Below are 19,985 nucleotides of genomic sequence, written 5' to 3'. Positions count from 1 at the left end.
GATGAGGGTCAATTTCGTTAAATAGGGGTGTAGAATTCATCGCTTTGGGCGGTGAAGCACTCGATTTTAATCAAATAGAGAAAAAAGAAATAAATAAATTGAGTATAACGCAAAAAAAAGTTTTTATTTTTTCAGGAATTCGGAAGGGTTCTTTTTGAACTTTTCTTTGAACAGTTTACTGAAATATTTACGGTCAGAATAGCCCACTTTGTAGCAGGTATCCGAAACAGAATAGCCCAGATCCTGCAGAAGCTGTTTGGCAATAGAAAGCCTGTAGTCACGGATAAATTCGACATAAGACAAGCCGGTTAGTGCTTTAATTTTTTTGTACATCACCGAATGGCTCATCCCGATTTCTTTTGCAATTACTTCTGCTTTTAGATCTGTGGATTCCAGCTTGGGTTCTAAGCTTTCATAGAGACGCTGCAGAAATAACTGGTCGGGTGAACTGATAGCAAGCTCTTTTGGGTTTAAAAGATTATCGCTTATGAATTTTTCACGGATTAATTTTCTATTGTTAAGCAGATTGCTGATTCTTGCTTTTAATAATTCTTCATCATAGGGCTTGGCAACATAATCATCGGCTCCGGTTTCGAAGCCTTCCATCGTGTTTTGTATAGTAGTTCTTGCCGTCAGGATAATAATTGGAATATGATTTGTAAAAGTGTTTAATTTCAATTTTTTCACAAATTCGATTCCGTCCATTACCGGCATCATGACATCGCTTATAATTAAGTCGGGAAATTTTTCGGAAGCAGTTTTCAAACCTTCTTCACCATTAAACGCCTGAAGAATTATATATTCATTACTCAATATTTCTTTTAATGATTCCTGAATAGCGGTGTTGTCTTCAACAATTAAGATGGTTTCTTTTTTGACTTCGTTTTTTACCGTTTTTTGTTTTAAATGTTTAATGGTGTCCAGTTCCTGTTTGGGCACAACAGTTGTTTTTTCAATTTCAGTTTCATAAAAATGGGTATTTGATTTAAGAAGCTTTACTTCAAAAATACTTCCTTTGCCTTTTTCGCTTTTTACTTCAATGGAACCTTTGTGGAGATCTATGATTTCTTTTGCAATAGATAAGCCTAAACCAAATCCTGATTTTCCATCTGTTTCTGCATTTTTAATCTGGTAAAAACGATTGAATATTTGGCGCAGATTTCCTTCGGACATTCCAATTCCTGAATCTTTCACTATCAGATACACCGCCTCATCATCAGTTTCTATTTCAATATTGATGCTTCCGCCATTTTTGGTGAATTTAAAAGCGTTTGTCAATAAATTATAAAGCACTTTTTCGAATTGATTTTTGTCAAACCATAAATCTATTTTTGGTTTTTCTGAGTCAAAAGTATATTCAATATTTCGGTCAGAAGCAATTTCAGAAAACGACAGATAAATCTCTTTGCAGTACGAAACAAAGTCGCCTTCGGTAATTTTTAAATGGACATCATTTGTTTCAAATTTTTTAATATCCAAAAGCTCATTGACCAATTGAAGCAGCAAATTACTGTTTTTCCGGATGGTATGTGCCGATTTCAGCTGTCTGCTTTCCAGCATTTCGCCTTTATCGAACAATCGGTTTATCGAACTTAAAATTAAGGTAACCGGAGTTCTGATTTCATGCGAAATATTGGTAAAAAACTGCTGTTTCAGGTTATATAATTCTTTGTCTTTCTCGTGAGTGAGCCTTTCAAACTCCAGATTCGTTTTTAAACGCTCCCATTCGATAGTGTATTTTCTAAATAAATAAAACAGAAAAACCAATACAGCTCCATAAATCAGATAAGCCCACCATTGCAGCCAATAAGGCCTTAAAATATGAATTTTTACAGAAGTGTATTCTTTTCCCCATTGCCCGCCTATTTCTTTACTTTTTACTTTAAAGATATAGTTTCCGGGTGATAAATTAGTAAAAGTTGCTGTCCTGTCTTTTCCTATAAAACGCCAGTCGGCATCAAAATTTTCCATTTTGATGGCATATTCACAGCTATTGGAAAAAGGAAACTGCAGTGCCGAAAATTCAAAAGTCAGTACATCCTGATTGTGATCGAGGGTGATTTCATCTGTAAATGCAATATCCTTGGTTAAGATTCCGTTTTTCTCGGCAGCAACTTCTTTATTGAATAATTTAAAATTAGTAAGCTTCACTTTTGGCGGCTTACTGTTCATTTCTATTGTTTTGGGGTTCAGTTTGACAACGCCGTCGATGCCGCCAAAATAAATCAATCCTTTTTCGTCTTTAAAAATAGAATTGATATGAAATTCAGATGTTATTTTAGGCAGATTATTAAAGGTATTGGTCGAATAATTGTAGTTAATGATGCCTTGTTTGGTGCTAAACCAGATGGTATGATTGTCATCCTCAATAATACCGGTTATCGTTTGGTATTTAATATTATCATTTTTTTCAAAACGTTCTATTTTATTGGTTTTTAAATTCATCCGGTTTATACCTCCGCCGGCTGTGCCAATCCACAAATAACCTTTTGAATCTTTACATAGAGAGAAGATATTATTATTGCTGATTGTTGCCGGGTCTGAATCTTTGTGTTTAAAATAGCGGAACAGTTTTTTGTTAATATCAAAAACATTTAACCCGCCTCCAAAAGTGGCAATCCATATTTTATCACCATCCTGAACCATGTCAATCAGGTTGTCATTGTTTATGGTTCGGTTATTATTAGCACTTTCTCTGTAGCTGATGAATTTTTCTGTCTTAGTATCAAAATAATTCAGCCCTCCGCCCCAGGTTGCAACCCATAAATTATGGTCTTTATCCTCAATAATATCTCTTACGTCATCATAACTGATCGAACTTTTATTTCCAAACTTATGATTGAACTGCTCAAACTGGTCACTTTTTCTATTGAATTTTACAAGTCCGTTTTTGAAAGTCCCCAGCCATAGCATTCCGTCAGTCGTTTCGATAATTTTTTGAATATACCGGCCCTTTATAGAAGTATTATGATGTTTTTCATTATAGTATCTGGCTTTGTTTGATGCAGCATTAAATACAGTTAATCCTTCGCCGTCAAGGCCAAGATATAATTCTTTGTTTTTCTTGTAAATGGAAAGTACCGGCGATGGATTTAAACCTACAATATCACTAAATAATAATTCGCTTCTGTTTTTTTTATCCAAAACACTGATACCGTTCCATGCCGTCCCAATCCAGATATTAGAGTCGGAATCATCGATTATGGTATAAATAGAATTTCCGGAAAGTGAGGTTTCTAACTGTGGATTATACAAATAGTTATGAATCACAGGATGACTGGCATTGGGATATTCCACTTCAAAAACACCATTTCCATCAGTGCCGATCCATAAATTGTTTTTGCTGTCAATTTTTACAGAACGGACAATGTTTATTTCCTGTTTTAAAGCCAAATTATCCTTTAAAAAATCAGAGAATTTTTGTGTCGCTAAATCATATAACAGCAGTCCGCTTCCGCTGGTGCCAATAAGAATTTTATCAGGATTTAAAGCCGAAATAACATTTATGAAGTCAGAAACATGTATTGTTTCAGATTTAATCTGGGTGAATTTTTTTTCAGTTTTATCAAATAAAAACAAACCGTTCCCAAAAGTCCCGATCCATAATTTTTTATTTTTATCTTCATAAATACTGGTAATACTGTTGCTCTTTTTGGTCTGATTGTTACTGAATTTATTGGTATAAGAAACAAACTGTCTGGTAATTGGATTAAAGCTGCACAATCCTTTTTCCGTTCCAAGCCAGATAAGTCCTTTCGAATCCTCAATTAAGGTACTGACGTTATCAGATATCAGTGATTTAGGATTGCCGGGATTGTTTTTGAAAATTTGGAAAGTATCATCCAGCGGATTATAATAATTTAATCCGCCTCCCAGAGTTGTAATCCAGATTCTGTTTTTGCTGTCAATTAAAATATCCGAAATATCATTGGATCCAATGGTGCTGTTCTGCTTGTTGTACACTTTGAAACCCAAACCATCATAGCGGTTCAATCCATTATTAGTACCAATCCATATAAATCCGTCCTTTTCTTTTGCCATGCTGGTGATCCTGCCATTAGACAATCCAGATGATTTATTTATCTTTTTAAAGACAGTTTGGGATTGGGGAAAACAAAGTACTGTTCCAAAAAAAAATAAGGCAAAAAAGTTTAAGAAGTGTTTCAAAATTTGTGGTATTAGAGCGCATAAAAGTAGTTATACCGTTTGTTATTTCAAATTAGTCCAATAAAAAATTGGACTAAATGAAATATACAACGGCATTTATACCTGAAAAGATTGAACTATTGTATGATTGAAATTTGGTATTACTTTCTAATTGTAAATCATAATAAGCAATTAAGTATATGATACTTTTTCTCTAATGAATTAAAACAAGCTGCCGTTTATTAGTAATATAAAAGGAATTTTGACACTAATTTCACGAATTTTCACGAATTCATTCGTGAAATTAATTCCACGAAAACATGTTAGAAGCAACGATTCGTGAAAATTAGTGAAATTAGTGTTTAATATTTTTTCAATTATTTCTCCTGAATAATCATTGCTAATCCGCCGCCTCTAGCCAAATGAAAGGTCATTTTAGTAGTGGAATCTACTGTGATAATTTCTCTCTTATAATCATTCGCAGCTTTGTCAGCGTTTAAACCGTCTGAGAAAATTTCAGCTTCGTATTTTTTTCCTTTTTCAAGAAAAGAAAAATCAATAGTTATTTCTCTGGAATCCCAATTAGTAATAGCCCCCAAATACCAAGTGTTTGATTTTTTGCGGGCAATAGAAACGAATTTTCCAACTTCCCCGTCCAAAGCTACAGTTTCATCAAAAACAGTCGGCGTTTTGGCAATGAAATCGGTACTTTCCTGTTCCTTCATATAAGCAGTCGGGCTGTCGGCCATCATCTGTAGTGGCGCTTCAAAAATGGTGTACAATGCCAGTTGATGGCATCTTGTTCCCTGGCTTACCGGATTTGAATGACTAGGTTTGAACTCGCTTTTGGTCGCATTGCGCATCGCTCCAGGCGTATAATCCATAGGACCGGCCATCATTCTGATAAACGGAATCGAACAGTCATACGTTGGAACATCATCATTCGGAGTCCATTTATTATTTTCCAGACCTTTTACGCCTTCAAAATTTAGAATATTTGGGAAAGTACGCTGGATTCCTGTTGGTTTATACATGCCGTGGAAGTCCAAAAGCAGTTTATTATCGGCCGCTTTTTGTGCAATATCATAAACAGAATTCACCATTTTGGCATCGTCACGATCCAAGAAATCTACTTTAAAACCTTTGATTCCCAAGCTGGCATAATTCTTTAAAATTCCGTCTGTGTTTTTGGTCAGAGCCATCCAGGAACTCCAAAGAATAATCCCGACATTGCGTTCTTTTCCATAAGCGATCAATGCTTCAAGGTTAACATTCGGATTGTGTTTCATAATGTCTTCTTCCAGACTCCAGCCTTCGTCTAAAACGACATATTCCACTTTGTTTTTGGATGCAAAATCAATGTAATATTTATACGTTTCGGTATTGATTCCGGCTTTAAAATCAATATTGTAAATGTTCCAGTCGTTCCACCAGTCCCAAGCAACTTTTCCCGGTTTTATCCAGCTGATGTCTTTAATTTTCGTTGGCTCGGATAATTTCTGAACCATATCATTATTCGCCAGATCCTTGTCATTTTCTGATATGACAACAATTCTCCAAGGAAAGTTTCGTGTTCCTTTGGTTTTAACCAGATAATCGGCTCTTTCAGTAATCAATCTGTTGATATTATTGAACCCGCCGTTTTTTTCCTGCAGCGGATATTTAGAAAAACGGCTTTCAAAACCGGATTTAGAATTATTATTGGTTACAAATAATCCAGGATAATCCTCCAGATTGGCTTCTAAGAAAACGGCTTTTTTATGATTTTTAAAATCAATTAAAAATGGCATAAATGCCAAAGTATCTTTGGCAAATTCACTGATTTTTTTGTTTTCATAATGTGCTTCAAATGATGAAATATAAGGGTCTTTGGGGTTTCTCAAATCGCGGACATAAGGTATCAGCGTGCTGTAATCCTGATCGAAATTCAAAACCACTTCTTCTGACTGCACGGTGATTTCCTTTTTCTTTTTGGTGATAAAACGATAGGCAGTACCGTCATCAAAAACACGGTATTCAATGCTGAATTCATTTTTAAAGTTTAATGTCAGCTGATTGTAATTGTTTTTAACTAATTTTTTTTTGTAAAAAGGAGAATCAAATGAAGCGGCAACGGTTTCTTTTTTTGAATTCAGAACAACAGCATTTTTTCCTAAAACTTCATTGTTATCAATAGTCATTGCCATTGCCGATGGAGCTAAAATAACATCCTTTTCATGCGAAACAGTCCAAGTTATTTTATCATTAACGGTAATTGAGACATGAATTTTTCCATTTGGTGAATCCAAGCTGAAGTCTTGTTTCTTTTGAGCAGAAGAAAGATTGAAAAACAATAAAACAAGGAATAATGCGATTGTCTGCTTCATTACTTTTTGAATTTAGAATTGTATTTTTTAACGATTTCCAAAGTTGATTTGTCAGAAGAAAAAACCGAATTCAGTCCCTGTGGCTCCTGCGGTGGATCAGTAGTTAACGGATCGCCTGGATTCCATTTTCCATCAGCAGTGACTGCTTTTCCTTCACCGCCAAATCCCCAGAAATTAGCGGCCTGAAGCACATCTTTTTTAGCTACACTTTCTGCAACACGGCTAAAGATATAATTGTAAAAAATATCTCTGTTAGCAGCAGAAGAACTGCTGGTCAGATTTTCATTTTCTCTTGGCAGGCCAAATTCTTCGATAATAATAGGTCTTTTCAGATTTTGAGCAGCTTTGATGTGCTTGTCAATATAAATCCCTGCATTTTCCAGAGTTGTCGGTAATGTTTTTTCGGCATTATCGGCTTTGAACCAATTCCAGTTTTTCGGCCAGATATGCATTGTCAAATAATCAATATTCGGATTTTTATGTGTTCTTTCAAAAATTTCAATGTTGTCGTTTGAACTATTTAGTCCTTCAGAACCAGTTGAAATCAAATGATATTTGTCCAGACTGTCAATCAAATTTACAATGTTATTCAGCCAGACGGTAAATTTCGCTTCATTTTCTACAGTAAAAAGCCTTGGCTCATTTCCAACCTGCCATGCCATAATGGTATTGTCTTCGGTATATTTTTTCTGGGTGTAAGCGTTTGTTCTGCCAATGATATACTTGACATGATTATTCAAGCCTTCCATACAAGGCTCACAGCTATAAAATTGCTGGGTATAGGCCATAAATTGTGGCCATGTATTTGGCGGAATTGCCGGAACTGGAATAGCACCTTTTCCATTCCATTCCAGATATTGCGACATACCGCCGGACCATTCCCAGTTATTGGTCAAAAACAATACTGCATACATATTGCGTTTACCCATTTCAGCAATAAGAAAATCCAGGCCATCCAGTAAGTCAGCATCATATTTTCCCTGCTCGTACTGCAAAGCGGGGCGCACAGTATAATCATATTTTCCGCCATCACCGCCAACAAGGATTCTTAGGTTGTCAATGCCGTTTTTTTTCATTAAATCCAGCTCCCGAAGCAGCCTTTTTCGGTCGCCCACTTTTTTGGAAGCCAATAAACTTCCGTACCAATAATTGGTTCCAATGTACGAATATGGCTTGTCACCCTTATAAAACTGCGTTCCTTTTACGGTAATTCTGGCCTGCTGTTTTTGGGCACTGCCTTCAAAATTTACCGTTAATAATGCAAGTAATGCTAATTGTAGAAATGTCTTTTTCATATATACTTATGTTTCTTTTTTAAGAAGCTGATCCTGCTATCCGTTTCAAGTCCTCGCAGGAAAAGCAGATTTTCTAAAGTTACAAAAAGAGCTTCTTTGGTCGCTTTTTTGCAACAAGAAAATTTTGCTTTTCCTGCTCCGGGCTTTTCTCTTCTATCAGGGCTAGGGCTGCACGTTATAAATTTAAATTTTAAATTTATTTAGGAAGCGCATACATTTTAGGCAAAGAATTCACTAATGCCGATTTGGTTTTTGTTGCGAATGTTTTAAAATCAGCTGCATTTGATGCACTAGGCGTTGGAACATAATAACCATCTTTATAGTTAGTCCAGAAAACCACATAACTTATTTGGATACTGTTTGCCGTCAGTGCACCGTACAAGTAAGTCGAAAACCAATTGGCTACTGGAGAGATATTTGCTGTAACTTGATAACCAGTTTCAGTCAATGCAGCAATTTTTACTTTATCTGCTGCTAAATCGGATATCATTTTTAGTTTGGCATTGGCTTTATCAGCACCAGTCTGTCCTTGATTATTAAAGTCACCATAATTATCCATGCCCAAAACGTCAACATATTTGTCTCCTGGATAACGGCTCAGATAATCAGCCGTTTTAGAATAAGAATTGTCAGGAGAGAAAGCGTATAAAATATTATGAACTCCTTTGGTGTCTCTCAAATAAGTAACAGTAAACTGATAAGCTGCTTTATATTCTTCTGGTGTGCAGAAATTAGCTCCCCACCAGAACCAGCTTCCGTCAAACTCATGAAATGGCCTGAAAATGATTGGAATTAATTCTCCTTTAGAACCTTTTAAATTGGATATTACACTGGCAACTTTATCGAGTTTCTTTTTATACCATTCATTGTTTACACCGCCTGGCAGAATACTTTTGAAAGCAGTGGCTTTTTCTTCTGCTGTCATATCAGCGGTATAAAAACTTTCGTCTTTATTAGGTTCTCTTATGTGCCATGAAAAAGTATTAATCATGCCTTTGGCATATGCTTCTTTGACATCGTCGGTTATAGCAATTTCCTGCTGATAAAACCAGTTGTTAGCTTGTTCATTATTGTTTTTGTCTGTGATAAACATAAAATCGGAAGCCAAAACTGCAGGATCGTATCCAGTTGTTTTTTTTATATCCGATTCATTTGCAGCCCCATTGTTGTAAAAGCCGCTAAAAGCATCCTGCTGGCCTATAGCAAATTTAGTTTTGGCCAGTTTTTTTAAGTTGTAAAATAAAGCCACCGTTTCTGCAGTGGCATTTGGGTCAACCATATAGTTTTTTACATTTTGTACTGTCAAAAGATCGGTATCTATCGGCTGATTTACTACTGGTGTAGTAGTTGTATCTGAATCTCCAGAGCAGGAGCAGAGGAACAATACACCAGCCAGCATTGCAAAGGCATAAGTTTTTTTCATATAATTCTTTATGGTTTAGTAATTTGGAGAGAATTTGAATGCTATTTAAAATCAACCGATAGGGCATCTGCATACAATGTTCCTGTTGCAAATCCTAAGGCTAGCATGATTCTATAATTTTTAGTTCCAGCTGGAATTGAATAGGTTTTAGTATAAAAAGTCCAATCTGTGGTTCCAGTTACAAAGGTTATGTTTTGGTCTTCTCCTGTTTTTTTATTATCTGTTCCAGTAAATTCGACACTGAATAACCCGTTATTCCATGGATCTTTACCTTGTTTTATAGCATCGGATTTTAACCAGCCCGAAATTGTTATTGATGTTGTGTTTTCTGGCACACTGGCAATCTGGTCAATTCCATTCCAGTCAAATGCAGCTGAATTTAGTACAAGAGCAGCCTTGCCTTCTTTAAACACAGCAGTAGAGACTATAGCATTTCCGCGCCAGGAATCTATTCCGTTTTCGAAGCCGGTATTTGCCAATTCTTTTGTTTTGGTTTCTGAAAAAGCAGCTGTTTTTGCATTTTCTTCTGCTTGAATTTTGTCAATCTGTTCTTGAGTCAGGGCAACCGCTTTTAAATCATCAAAAAATATGGTTCCGTTAGCCTGTCCCAATGCTAGCATTATTCTTGCTTTGGAAGCTCCTGCAGGAACTGTAATTAATTTTTTGTAAAAAGTCCATGGTGTTGTCCCTAATACCGAAGCAATACTTTCGCTTTGAATATCTTTATCACCAGAATTCATAAAGGCTATATCAAACTTTCCTGTATTCCATACATCCTTTCCTTTTTCTATACCGGATGTTTTTACCCAGCCGCTCAATTCAATGGCAGCTGTTTTTTTAGGTATATTTATTATTTGATCGACTGCTTTCCACTCGGCTCCAACATACTGATTAATGACGCAGCTGTTTTTGCCCGTTTTTTTATCAAAAGCAGAAATCGTTGCAGCATCTTCGCCTCTCCAATTTAATAAATCTGTTTCAAACCCGCCATTTTTAATAAGGTTGGTCTGAGCATTATTTGTTACAGTAATAAAAAAAAGACTTAATACAGCTAATGCTTTCATAATCAATTAAATTTAGAGGTTACTTTAAATTAAAATAGTTTTTTATCTAGCTTTTAATTCGGTGGATTAATTCAATACAGGCTCTTCCATTGTGATAAGGACATTTCCAGAAGCCTGCTTTGTCGTTTTTCATGGTGGAATAATCACGCAGAACTCCCCAGAACCACTCGCCATTTTCTGTGTCAATAATATGTTTTTTTGTAAAATCCCAATTTTTGAAAACGATATCCAGATACTCCTTATTTCCCGAAAGCTGCCAAGCTGTGAAATAACCAATCATCAGTTCGGCTTGTGGCCACCAATGCTTTTCGGCCATTAGCTCGTTAGTATCAGGATCAAATTCATACCATAGGCCACCATCGGTATCTATTCCTTCCTTAGTCGCTTCTGCCATTTGAATGGCATATTTTTTATAATTGCCAATTAATTTTACGTCTGAAACAATTTCGGCACATTGCAATAGGAGCCAGGCAGCTTCGATGTCATGGCCGTAGGAGATAACATCTTTTTTTTCTACCCAGTTTTCATCAAAAAATAACCGTAAATGCCCTGTTTCGGTGTCTATGAAGTATTTTTCAATGGTTTCCAATAATTCAATAATGATTTTTCGAAGGGATTCATCTTTCCAGACGTTGTATAGATTTGCAAAACCTTCTACGATATGCAAATGGGTATTCATTGTCTTTTTTTCGTTGGCATCCTTTTCGCTTAGGCGTAAATCATCTATTGGCTGCCACTCGCGGGTAAAAGCTTCAAGATAACCACCTTTTTCGGCATCATAGCTATGTTCTTGAATTTTATCAAATAAGGAAATAGCAAGCTTAAGTGATTTTTCGTCCTTTGAAACCGAATAGTATTCGCTCAGCCCATAAATAACAAATGACAAAGCATAAATCTGGTTTTTTGTGTCTTTTGGAGTTCCATCGGGATGAAGACTCCAGAAGATACCACCAAATTCACTATCGTAAAAGTGTTCCGAAATGTATTCAAAAGCACGTTTGGCTGTGTCTATGTGTTCTTGTTTTTTAGAAATTTTATAAGCTGCAGAAAAGGTCCATAACAGTCTCGCATTTAGTACAGACCCTTTTTCAGCTTCATTATTTATGTTGTTATTGTAATCTATCTGTCCAGCAAAACCGCCATTTTTTTCATCCATAGTATTTTCCATCCAATAGGAGAGGATACTTTCGAGTTCGAGGCTGAGTTCTGTTTTTAGATTTTTTAAATTAGAATTCACGATTATGAAATTGCTTTGTTTTTATTCACTTGATTGATAATGGTATTTACTGAACCTGCTGAAGTCAAAGTATCTTCTGGGGTATTGATTACGTAATCCACTAATCTTTCTACCGATGAAACTGCCACATGCATTCTTGTATCTGAAGAAGCATAATAGATAAAAATAGTGCCGTCATTATCTTCAATCCATCCATTAGAGAACAGAACATTAGAGACATCTCCAACTCTTTCTATTCCTTCGGGAGCCATAAAATGACCAGCGGGTGCGTGTGTTACTTTAGCTATATCGTTCAGATCAGTCATGAACATGTATAATGTATAGCGCAATCCTGCAGCGGTGTTACGTACGCCATGTGCCAAGTGCAGCCATCCTTTTTCGGTTTTGATTGGAGCTGGTCCAAGGCCGTTTTTCAATTCATAAACCGTATGATACTGTTTTCCGTAAATGATTTTTTCTTCTTTTACGATAGGGTTTGTCATGTCTTCTACAAAGCCAAGCCCAATACCACCGCCATTTCCTACATCAATAAAACCATCTTGGGGACGGGTGTACAATGCATATTTTCCGTTTACAAACTCAGGATGCAGTACCACGTTGCGCTGCTGTCCTGTATTAGAAATTAGGTCTGGCAGTCTTTCCCAGTTTACTAAATCTTTGGTGCGCACAATTCCTGCATTGGCTACAGCCATACTAGTATCACCTTTTGGAGCAGCAGGATCTTTTCTTTCGGTACAGAAAATACCATAAATCCATCCGTCCTCATGATTTATTAAACGCATGTCGTAGACGTTAGTATCCGGTTCTTCAGTTTGAGGGATTACGCAAGGCTTGTCCCAAAATCTGAAATTATCCACACCATTTGGGCTTTCAGCAATGGCAAAGAATGATTTTCTGTCGGCTCCTTCAACGCGTACTGCCAGAATGTATTTATCATTCCATTTCATAGCTCCTGCATTAAATGTTGCATTTATCTGGATTCTTTCCAGCAGCAATGGATTTGTAGCTGGATTGAAATCAAATCTCCATTCCAGCGGAGCGTGTGCTGCTGTTAAGACTGGATTTTTATAACGAGTATATATTCCGTTCCCAATGCCATCCTGTGGTGCATTTTTGGTTTGTATCAATGTGTTGAATTGTTTTTCAAGCCCAGCTTTTATTTCTTTTAAATCTGGCTGTAGTGCTGTTGTATTCATAAGTTGAATTTTCTAGATCAGGTATTATTTATTTATATTTCTTTTATCATTGAGATCATCTTCAATGGCTTGTAATTTTTCTTCTGTTAGCGGATAGAATAGGATAAAAAGTACAGAGATTGCTGCAGCAATGGCAGGAAGAATACTCAGCATGAGCTGTATTCCTGTTTGTGCGGTTAAAGTCTGTGCTACATTGGCCTGGAAACCAAAGTATCCCAATAGCCAGCCTGTAGCTGCGCCGCCAATAGTCCAGCCAAATTTTTGTGACATTGAAGAAGCTGAAAAAATAAGCCCGGTAGCTCTTCTGCCTTGTTTCCATTCTGAGTAATCGGCACTATCAGCATACATAGACCATATTAATGGGAAGATGCATCCAGCGCAAATACTGATCAGTACTTGGAAAACCATGATAAGTAGTACATCTTCTTTGCCTAAATAATAGAAAATGATGCTCAATGCTGAAGCAATTGCCATTGCTCCAAAAAATGTTTTCTTTTTGCCGATTTTATTTGCAATTGGTGTAGCAGCTATAACGCCAATAATGTTAGCAGCTTGTCCTAATACCAAATAGAGCGTTGTTGGGGTCATTGCAAAATTTTCGCCAAAAAAGTCAAAACTATAGCTTACAGTACTGCTTACATAATATTTAAAATAATAAACAGCAGCTCCGTCACGGATCGAGTTGAATATCAATGCCCCGATTCCTGCGCCAAGTAAGATCCACCAGGGCTTGTTTTTAAGAAGGTCATTTAAATCTTCTTTTAAATTTGGTTTTTCATCGTTAATTGGCTGTACTCTTTCTTTAGTGAAGAAAAAACATCCCCAAAAGAAAACGGTTGTAATCATTCCAAAAACGACAATGGTGTAAAGCCATCCAGTTTTAGAATTTAAGCTCCCGCCAAAATGATTTACCAAAGGCTCAATTAACCAAAGTGCCAGTAAGCTTCCGCCAAAGGCAAAAACCATGCGGTAAGAGGACAGTGTTGTGCGTTCTTTGCGGTCACCCGACATAACGCCTAATAGAGATGCATACGGTACATTAATTACCGAATAAATCATCATCATCAGGGAATATGTAACGTAAGCGTAGATTATTTTTCCTTTTTCGTCAAAATCCGGAGTGTAAAAAGTTAGTACTCCTATTATTGCAAAAGGTATGGCTGTCCATAGTAAATAAGGTCTGAATTTTCCCCATCGGCTTTTAGTCCGGTCGGCAATAATGCCCACTAGAGGATCAAAGCAGGAATCCCAAATACGGGTAATAAGAAACATTGTTCCAACTACAGCGGGTGCTATGCCAAAAACATCTGTATAAAAAAACATTAAGTACATGCTGAAAATTTTCCAGAACATGGAGGAAGCAGCATCTCCTAATCCGTAACCGATTTTTTCTTTTAATTTAATTTTTTCTTCCATTTTTAAGGTTATATTCTTTGGGGTTATTTTTTGTATAAGTTTATCTTGGCAGCATCTTTTTCAAAAAGAATGTTTTCCAGATTGTAAAAATCCACAAAATCTTTTTCGCTAGTCTGCCCTTTAAAAGGTGCATAATAATGCATTTTCTGCTCTTTTTCCTGCCAGCCGTGGTTTCTCCAAAGCAATACATAGGATATTTTGTAGGAACCCATTGCCTTCAGCAGTGTGTCTGTCCACCATTTGCTGTACGGAATGGCTTCGTAACCGGTTTCTGCAAAAGCAATAATTTTGTTCTGCTCTTTGGCAATCTGATCCATAATCGCAAATTGTTTTTGACAGCTTTCAATAAAGGAATTGTCTTTTAAAGGATCGCTATACTGGTATTTGTCAAAGCTTAATATGTCAGCATATTCTGAGCCTGGATAGTATTCCAAGAAATCTTCCCTGGATCCAAAATCGGCAGTATTGTATACATAAATCAAATTATGTACTCCTTTTTTCTGCAGATAATCAAAGGTAAATTTCCACAATGATTTAAAATCTTCAGGTGTACAGTTGCCTTTACCCCACCAGAACCAGCTTCCGGTGAGTTCATGATATGGCCTGAAAAGAATAGGAATGTTATCTCCTTTTTTATCTTTCAGGGATAAAAAGAAAGTAGCCGCTTTGTCTAGCCAGGAAATAAATTTCTGATGATTCTCTCCATCTGGAAGTACTGTTTTTAATGAATTCGGAGTGTTATCCCAAGCATTTTTTCCTGTAGCCGGATTATCAAAATGCCAGCTTATTGTAGATATTCCGCCTCTTTCATTTGCTTCCTTTATGTATAGTTTCATTTTATCAAAAGGAACTCCATCTATGTTTTTTGGATTATCATTTTCTATTCCTGCAATATCCCAGCCATATACAGCAGGATAATCACCAGTTACTTCTTTAATATCGCTTCTTTTTTCTTCATATTTCCAATTTACACCATAAGCTAAATCATCCTGATGACCAAATAAAATGCCTTTATTTGCTGTTTTGTGTAAATTATTATACAATATAATTGTTTTTTTTGTTGATTTTTTGTCGCTTAATGATGATTTAGTATCATTTGTTTGTGATCGTGATATGTAAACTGCCCCAAAAGTGAGTACAAGTAAAAGTATGTAAGCTGATTTTGTCATAATCTATAAGAAAAGTATTTGCTTGTTGAGTTGTAATTCTTTTTTCTATGGTTTGTTATTAAAATAAATTGAATGTGTTAAAAACTTAAATCACATGTTTTTGCTAATTTTTTGACAAAATGATTAAAAAAATGCAGTATTAATGTGGTTTTTGTTTTTTAAGAATACCTTTATGTGTAAAAAGATAAATTCATTTTTCAAAGATAAAGTAATAACATCTTTTGAATTAATATTATTTTATCAATATTATATCTTATTATTGCAAATAAAAAATGAAATATGAGCGCTTTTAAAAATTTTCATAGAGAAATAGTTCCCCTTGCGGCGCAAGACAGTTTTTTAGTTTTTGACAGGATTAAAGATGAATTTGATTATCCAATTCATTATCATCCTGAATTTGAAATCAATTTTATATTGAATGGAAAAGGAGTAAAAAGGGTGGTAGGTGACAATATAGAAGAGATTGACGATATTGAGCTTGTACTGGTTGGACCAAATTTGTATCATGGATGGGAACAGCATAAATGTAAAAATAGAGATATTCATGAAATAACGATTCAGTTTCATCATGATCTTTTTCATGAGTTTTTGCTTTCCAGGCGGATTATGACTCCTATAAAGGAGATGTTTAACCGATCTGTACATGGTATTTTATTTTCAAAACAGGTAGCGGAAATGCTGACTCCAAGGTTTGTGAAAATATCAAAATTGGATGGGATGGATTATTTTCTGGAAATCGTCTCTATACTCTATGATCTTTCTAATTCCCGTAATCAAAGACTTTTGTCAACTTTTACAGTTGAAAATGACACATTTGAGGAGTATGATAAAATGAAATTGATATATGATTATATCCAAAAGAACTTTGCTGAAAAATTATCGCTTGAAGAAGTAGCGGGTGTTGCTAATATGACAACTATTTCATTCAATAGATTTATAAAAAAACGTACAGGAAAAACATTTGTCAATTATATAAACGATATCCGGATAGGTTATGCCGCCAGATGGTTAGTGGAGAAAGATCTCAGTATATCTGAGGTGGCGTTCAAATCCGGCTTTAACAATATAGCGAATTTTAATAGAAGTTTTAAAGCTTTCAAGAAATGTACTCCCAGTCAATACCGAGATGATTTTTCGGGACTAAAGCGGATTTTGTAGAGAAGCTTACTGTTTTTTTTTTTTTTTTTTAACTCTTAAGACACTGTTTTTAAGAGTTTTTTTATTTTTATAATTATTTAAAATATTAATATTTTAAGCTTTAAATATTAATAACATAAAAAAGAAGTCGTTAAATTTTATTATGTGTAATTAAATTTTTCATTTTGAAAATATATTATCACTAAATGATATAATAATATTAATTTGATGTTAAGTACTGTTATAAATTTGTTAATTATAAATCATACTAATTAATACCAAAGATAGACTCCAAAATAGCCATTTGGAGTTCTATTGAACTTAACTAACAAATTTTTATTATGAAAAAACCATTGTCTAATTTATTTCATTGGAAAGCCGATACTATATCGATTTCATTGATATTCTTTTTGCTAACCAGCAGTTTTGTTTTTGCGCAGACAAAAATTCAAGGAACTGTTAAAGATGTTTCAGGTATTCCTTTACCAGGGGCTAATGTCACAATTGTCGGAACAAAAACGACTGTTACAACTGATTTTGATGGAACTTTTTCTGTTCAAGCACCTCCAGCTGCATCATTAACTGTATCCATGGTGGGCTTTATTACTAAAACGGTTCTTGTTAACGGACAAGCTAAAATCAGTGTAGTTTTAAAACAAAGTGCTGAGGATTTGCGTGAGGTTGTTGTGAACGTTGGATATGGAACTCAGAAAAAGAAAGATGTAAATAGTGCTATCTCAAGTATTAAATCTCAAGATTTAAAAGATTCTCCGAAAGTGACCTTTGATCAAATGATACAAGGAAAAGCAGCCGGTGTAACGGTAACAAATAACACAGGCCAGCCTGGTGGTGATGTTTCTGTAAAAATTCGTGGTACAACTTCCATTGGTGGTACAAATGAGCCGTTATATATTGTTGATGGTATTCCTATATCTGGAGATGCAACTAATTCATCTACAAGCGGAAGACCTCTTGCAGCAGGTTATACAGGGTCGAACGCTGCGAGTGTAACGGTTAGTCCATTGTCTTTAGTAAATCCAAATGACATTGAAACAATGGATATTCTTAAAGATGCATCTGCAACTGCTATTTATGGTTCAAGAGGTGCAAATGGGGTTATTGTAATTACAACGAAATCTGGAAAAAAAGGAACTGGTAAATTAACTTATGATACCTATTTTGCATCACAGACGCAGGCTAAGTTGTTAGATACTATGACTTTGAGTCAATTTGCAGCACAACAAAATGCACTTGCGGTTCAAACTGGCAGAGACGATGCTTTGCGTCCAGAATTTGCTAAACCTGAGTTATTAGGTTCTGGAACAAATTGGCAAAAAGAAATATATCAGACAGGTACGTTAGCTAGTCATCAGTTATCTTTTTCAGGTGGTAAAGATGGAATGACTTACTATGTGTCTGGAGGATATCTTAATCAAGTGGGTACAGTTATTGGTTCTGGTTATAAAAGATATAACTTTAAAACTAATGTAGATGCTAAGGTAAAAGAATGGCTAAAAATTGGTGTGAATGTTTCGGCAGGTATTTCTGATGAAGATATTACACTCAATGGATCTCAAAATGGTATTATAAGTACATCAATATTAGGAAGTCCAGATGTTGCAGTTAAAAACACTGACGGTACATATGCAGGACCGCCTCCTTCAGTGCCTGGCAGACCTAATTATAATTTTATAAACCCGGTTGCGGCTGCATTGCTTAAAACAAATAATCTTTTACGTAAAAGTTTTATGGGGAATTTTTATTCTGATGTAAAACTAGCTAAAGGATTAGAATATCGTTTTGAATTTGGTGGTAATACCGAAATAAGTAATAACGAGGAGTTTAATCCAACTTATACTTGGGGAGCATCTGTTAATGAACATGCAAGCCTTACTGTTAGAAATCAAAGCTGGTACAGTTTAAATGTTAAAAACTTACTTACCTACAGATTTGCATTAGGAAAGAATAATTTTAATTTATTAGCTGGTCAAGAGGCTAATGACTCTCATTGGCAAGGAAACTCTGCAGGAGTAAGTGACTTTTTATCAAATGATATAACTTCTATATCGCTTGGAGATCAGGAAACATTAGTTTATTCTGACTATAAAGGAAGTGCTGCTTTATATTCATACTTTGGAAGGTTGATTTATGATTTCAATGACAAATATGGTTTGAATGTGACAATGAGAGCTGATGGTAGTTCTAAGTTTGCCGAAGGAAATAAGTGGGGATATTTTCCATCTGCATCGGTTTCATGGAAATTATCTAATGAATCTTTTATGGAGGATACAAAAAAGTACATAGATAATATCAAGATTAGAGCAGGATATGGAGAAACAGGGAATCAAAATATTGGAGGAGGAGCATATCTTTCTAATATTAATAAATTAAATACTTTTGAAGGAAATGGATTCTTAGCAGGTAATATTTCAAATCCTAAGCTGCAATGGGAAACTTCAACACAGATCAATTTTGGATTAGATTTTACACTTTTTGATTCTAAATTATCTTCTACAATTGATTTATATAGAAAAAAATCAGAAGGATTTTTATACAGATTGCCTTTACCAATGTATTTGACAGGGATGGAATCGTATCAAGGAGGAATTAGTGCTCCTATGTCGAATGTAGGAAGCATGCAAAATCAGGGAATTGATTTAACTTTAACTTATTCAGAAAAATTTGGAAATGATTTTTCTTGGAATTCTACTTTAGTTTTTTCTAAATATAATAACGAATTATTAGAAATTACAAATGGACTTAATCTACAAAGAGAAGCAACACTTACTTCAAATGATACTAAAACAGTAACAAATACAGTTGTAGGAGAGCCAATTGGACAGTTTTATGGACTTCAGTCTTTAGGAATAATAAGAACTGCAGAGCAATTAGCCTCAGCGCCAATTCCTCATCTTGGAACTAAAGATGAACCAAGTGTATTAGGAGATGTATTATATAAGGATCAAGACGGTGATGGATTGATTACTAATAAGGATTATGTAAGTATGGGGAATCCGCATCCTGAATTCACGTATGGTTTTACTAATAATTTTAAATATAAATCATTTGAGTTGAATATTTTCCTTCAAGGTTCTCAAGGAAACAAAATTTTGAATTTGACTAAAAGAGCTGGAACTACTAATTCCGCATTATACCAAAATCAATTGGAGGAGGCCGCTGATTTCTGGACTGTTGATAATGTTAATGCTCAATATCCAAGACCAATTCTTGATGCCAAAGGACATGCTAATATGGTTATATCAGACAGATATGTTGAAGATGGTTCTTATTTAAGAATTCAAAATGTAACATTTGCTTATTCTTTGCCTTCTGATATTATATCTAAAATTAATTTGTCTAAAGTTAGACTTTATACTGGAATACAGAACTTGTATACGTTTACTAAATATTCAGGGTACGATCCTGAGGTAGGTTCTTTAAATCAAGATGCTTTGCTTACAGGTGTAGATAATGGACGTTATCCATCGCCAAGAACTTTTACAATGGGGTTAAATGTTGAATTTTAAAAATAAAAT

Annotated in this window: 11 protein-coding genes; 2 read left to right on the top strand and 9 right to left on the bottom strand. The window is 35.2% G+C overall.

Annotated features, from left to right (window positions below; all coding sequences use genetic code 11):
• Nucleotides 1–123 precede the first annotated feature (123 nt).
• The 9 genes from ABEG11_RS12595 to ABEG11_RS12555 form a co-directional block, all read right to left on the bottom strand.
• Nucleotides 124–4,065, bottom strand: a complete 3,942-nt coding sequence (locus ABEG11_RS12595; RefSeq protein ID WP_348824525.1) for a hybrid sensor histidine kinase/response regulator transcription factor — start codon at nucleotides 4,063–4,065, stop codon at nucleotides 124–126.
• A gap of 458 nt (nucleotides 4,066–4,523) precedes the next feature.
• A complete protein-coding gene (locus ABEG11_RS12590; RefSeq protein ID WP_348824524.1) occupies nucleotides 4,524–6,512 on the bottom strand; it encodes a retaining alpha-galactosidase in 1,989 nt (662 codons plus the stop codon).
• The gene (locus tag ABEG11_RS12585; RefSeq protein ID WP_348824523.1) at nucleotides 6,512–7,807 is read right to left on the bottom strand and encodes a glycoside hydrolase 5 family protein; all 1,296 of its coding nucleotides are present in this window, start codon (nucleotides 7,805–7,807) and stop codon (nucleotides 6,512–6,514) included. The genes ABEG11_RS12590 and ABEG11_RS12585 overlap by 1 nt, the downstream gene beginning before the upstream one ends.
• Nucleotides 7,808–8,003: 196 nt before the next feature.
• Nucleotides 8,004–9,230, bottom strand: coding sequence for a glycoside hydrolase family 26 protein (locus ABEG11_RS12580; protein ID WP_348824522.1), 1,227 nt, complete (start codon nucleotides 9,228–9,230; stop codon nucleotides 8,004–8,006).
• 41 nt (nucleotides 9,231–9,271) lie between these two features.
• Nucleotides 9,272–10,294, bottom strand: coding sequence for a carbohydrate binding domain-containing protein (locus tag ABEG11_RS12575; RefSeq protein WP_348824521.1), 1,023 nt, complete (start codon nucleotides 10,292–10,294; stop codon nucleotides 9,272–9,274).
• 46 nt (nucleotides 10,295–10,340) lie between these two features.
• A complete protein-coding gene (locus tag ABEG11_RS12570; protein WP_348824520.1) occupies nucleotides 10,341–11,531 on the bottom strand; it encodes an AGE family epimerase/isomerase in 1,191 nt (396 codons plus the stop codon).
• A gap of 2 nt (nucleotides 11,532–11,533) precedes the next feature.
• A complete protein-coding gene (locus ABEG11_RS12565) occupies nucleotides 11,534–12,727 on the bottom strand; it encodes a glycoside hydrolase family 130 protein (RefSeq protein ID WP_348824519.1) in 1,194 nt (397 codons plus the stop codon).
• A 24-nt stretch (nucleotides 12,728–12,751) separates the two neighbouring features.
• On the bottom strand, nucleotides 12,752–14,143 hold the full coding sequence (locus ABEG11_RS12560; RefSeq protein ID WP_348824518.1) for an MFS transporter: 1,392 nt from the start codon (nucleotides 14,141–14,143) through the stop codon (nucleotides 12,752–12,754).
• Nucleotides 14,144–14,166: 23 nt separating this feature from the next.
• Nucleotides 14,167–15,312 (bottom strand): glycoside hydrolase family 26 protein, encoded by a 1,146-nt coding sequence (locus ABEG11_RS12555; protein ID WP_348824517.1) that lies wholly within the window; start codon nucleotides 15,310–15,312, stop codon nucleotides 14,167–14,169.
• A gap of 279 nt (nucleotides 15,313–15,591) precedes the next feature.
• Here ABEG11_RS12555 and ABEG11_RS12550 point away from each other — a divergent pair, with 279 nt between their 5' ends.
• On the top strand, nucleotides 15,592–16,470 hold the full coding sequence (locus ABEG11_RS12550; protein WP_348824516.1) for a helix-turn-helix domain-containing protein: 879 nt from the start codon (nucleotides 15,592–15,594) through the stop codon (nucleotides 16,468–16,470).
• Between the two features lie 320 nt (nucleotides 16,471–16,790).
• Nucleotides 16,791–19,976 (top strand): SusC/RagA family TonB-linked outer membrane protein, encoded by a 3,186-nt coding sequence (locus ABEG11_RS12545; RefSeq protein WP_348824515.1) that lies wholly within the window; start codon nucleotides 16,791–16,793, stop codon nucleotides 19,974–19,976.
• The last annotated feature ends 9 nt before the right edge of the window (nucleotides 19,977–19,985 follow it).

The sequence above is a fragment of the Flavobacterium aestuarii genome (assembly GCF_040049115.1).
Classification (GTDB): Bacteria; Bacteroidota; Bacteroidia; order Flavobacteriales; family Flavobacteriaceae; genus Flavobacterium; species Flavobacterium aestuarii.
The sequence above is the reverse complement of the archived record's forward strand: the minus strand, read 5'-3'. Positions and strand labels throughout refer to the sequence as shown.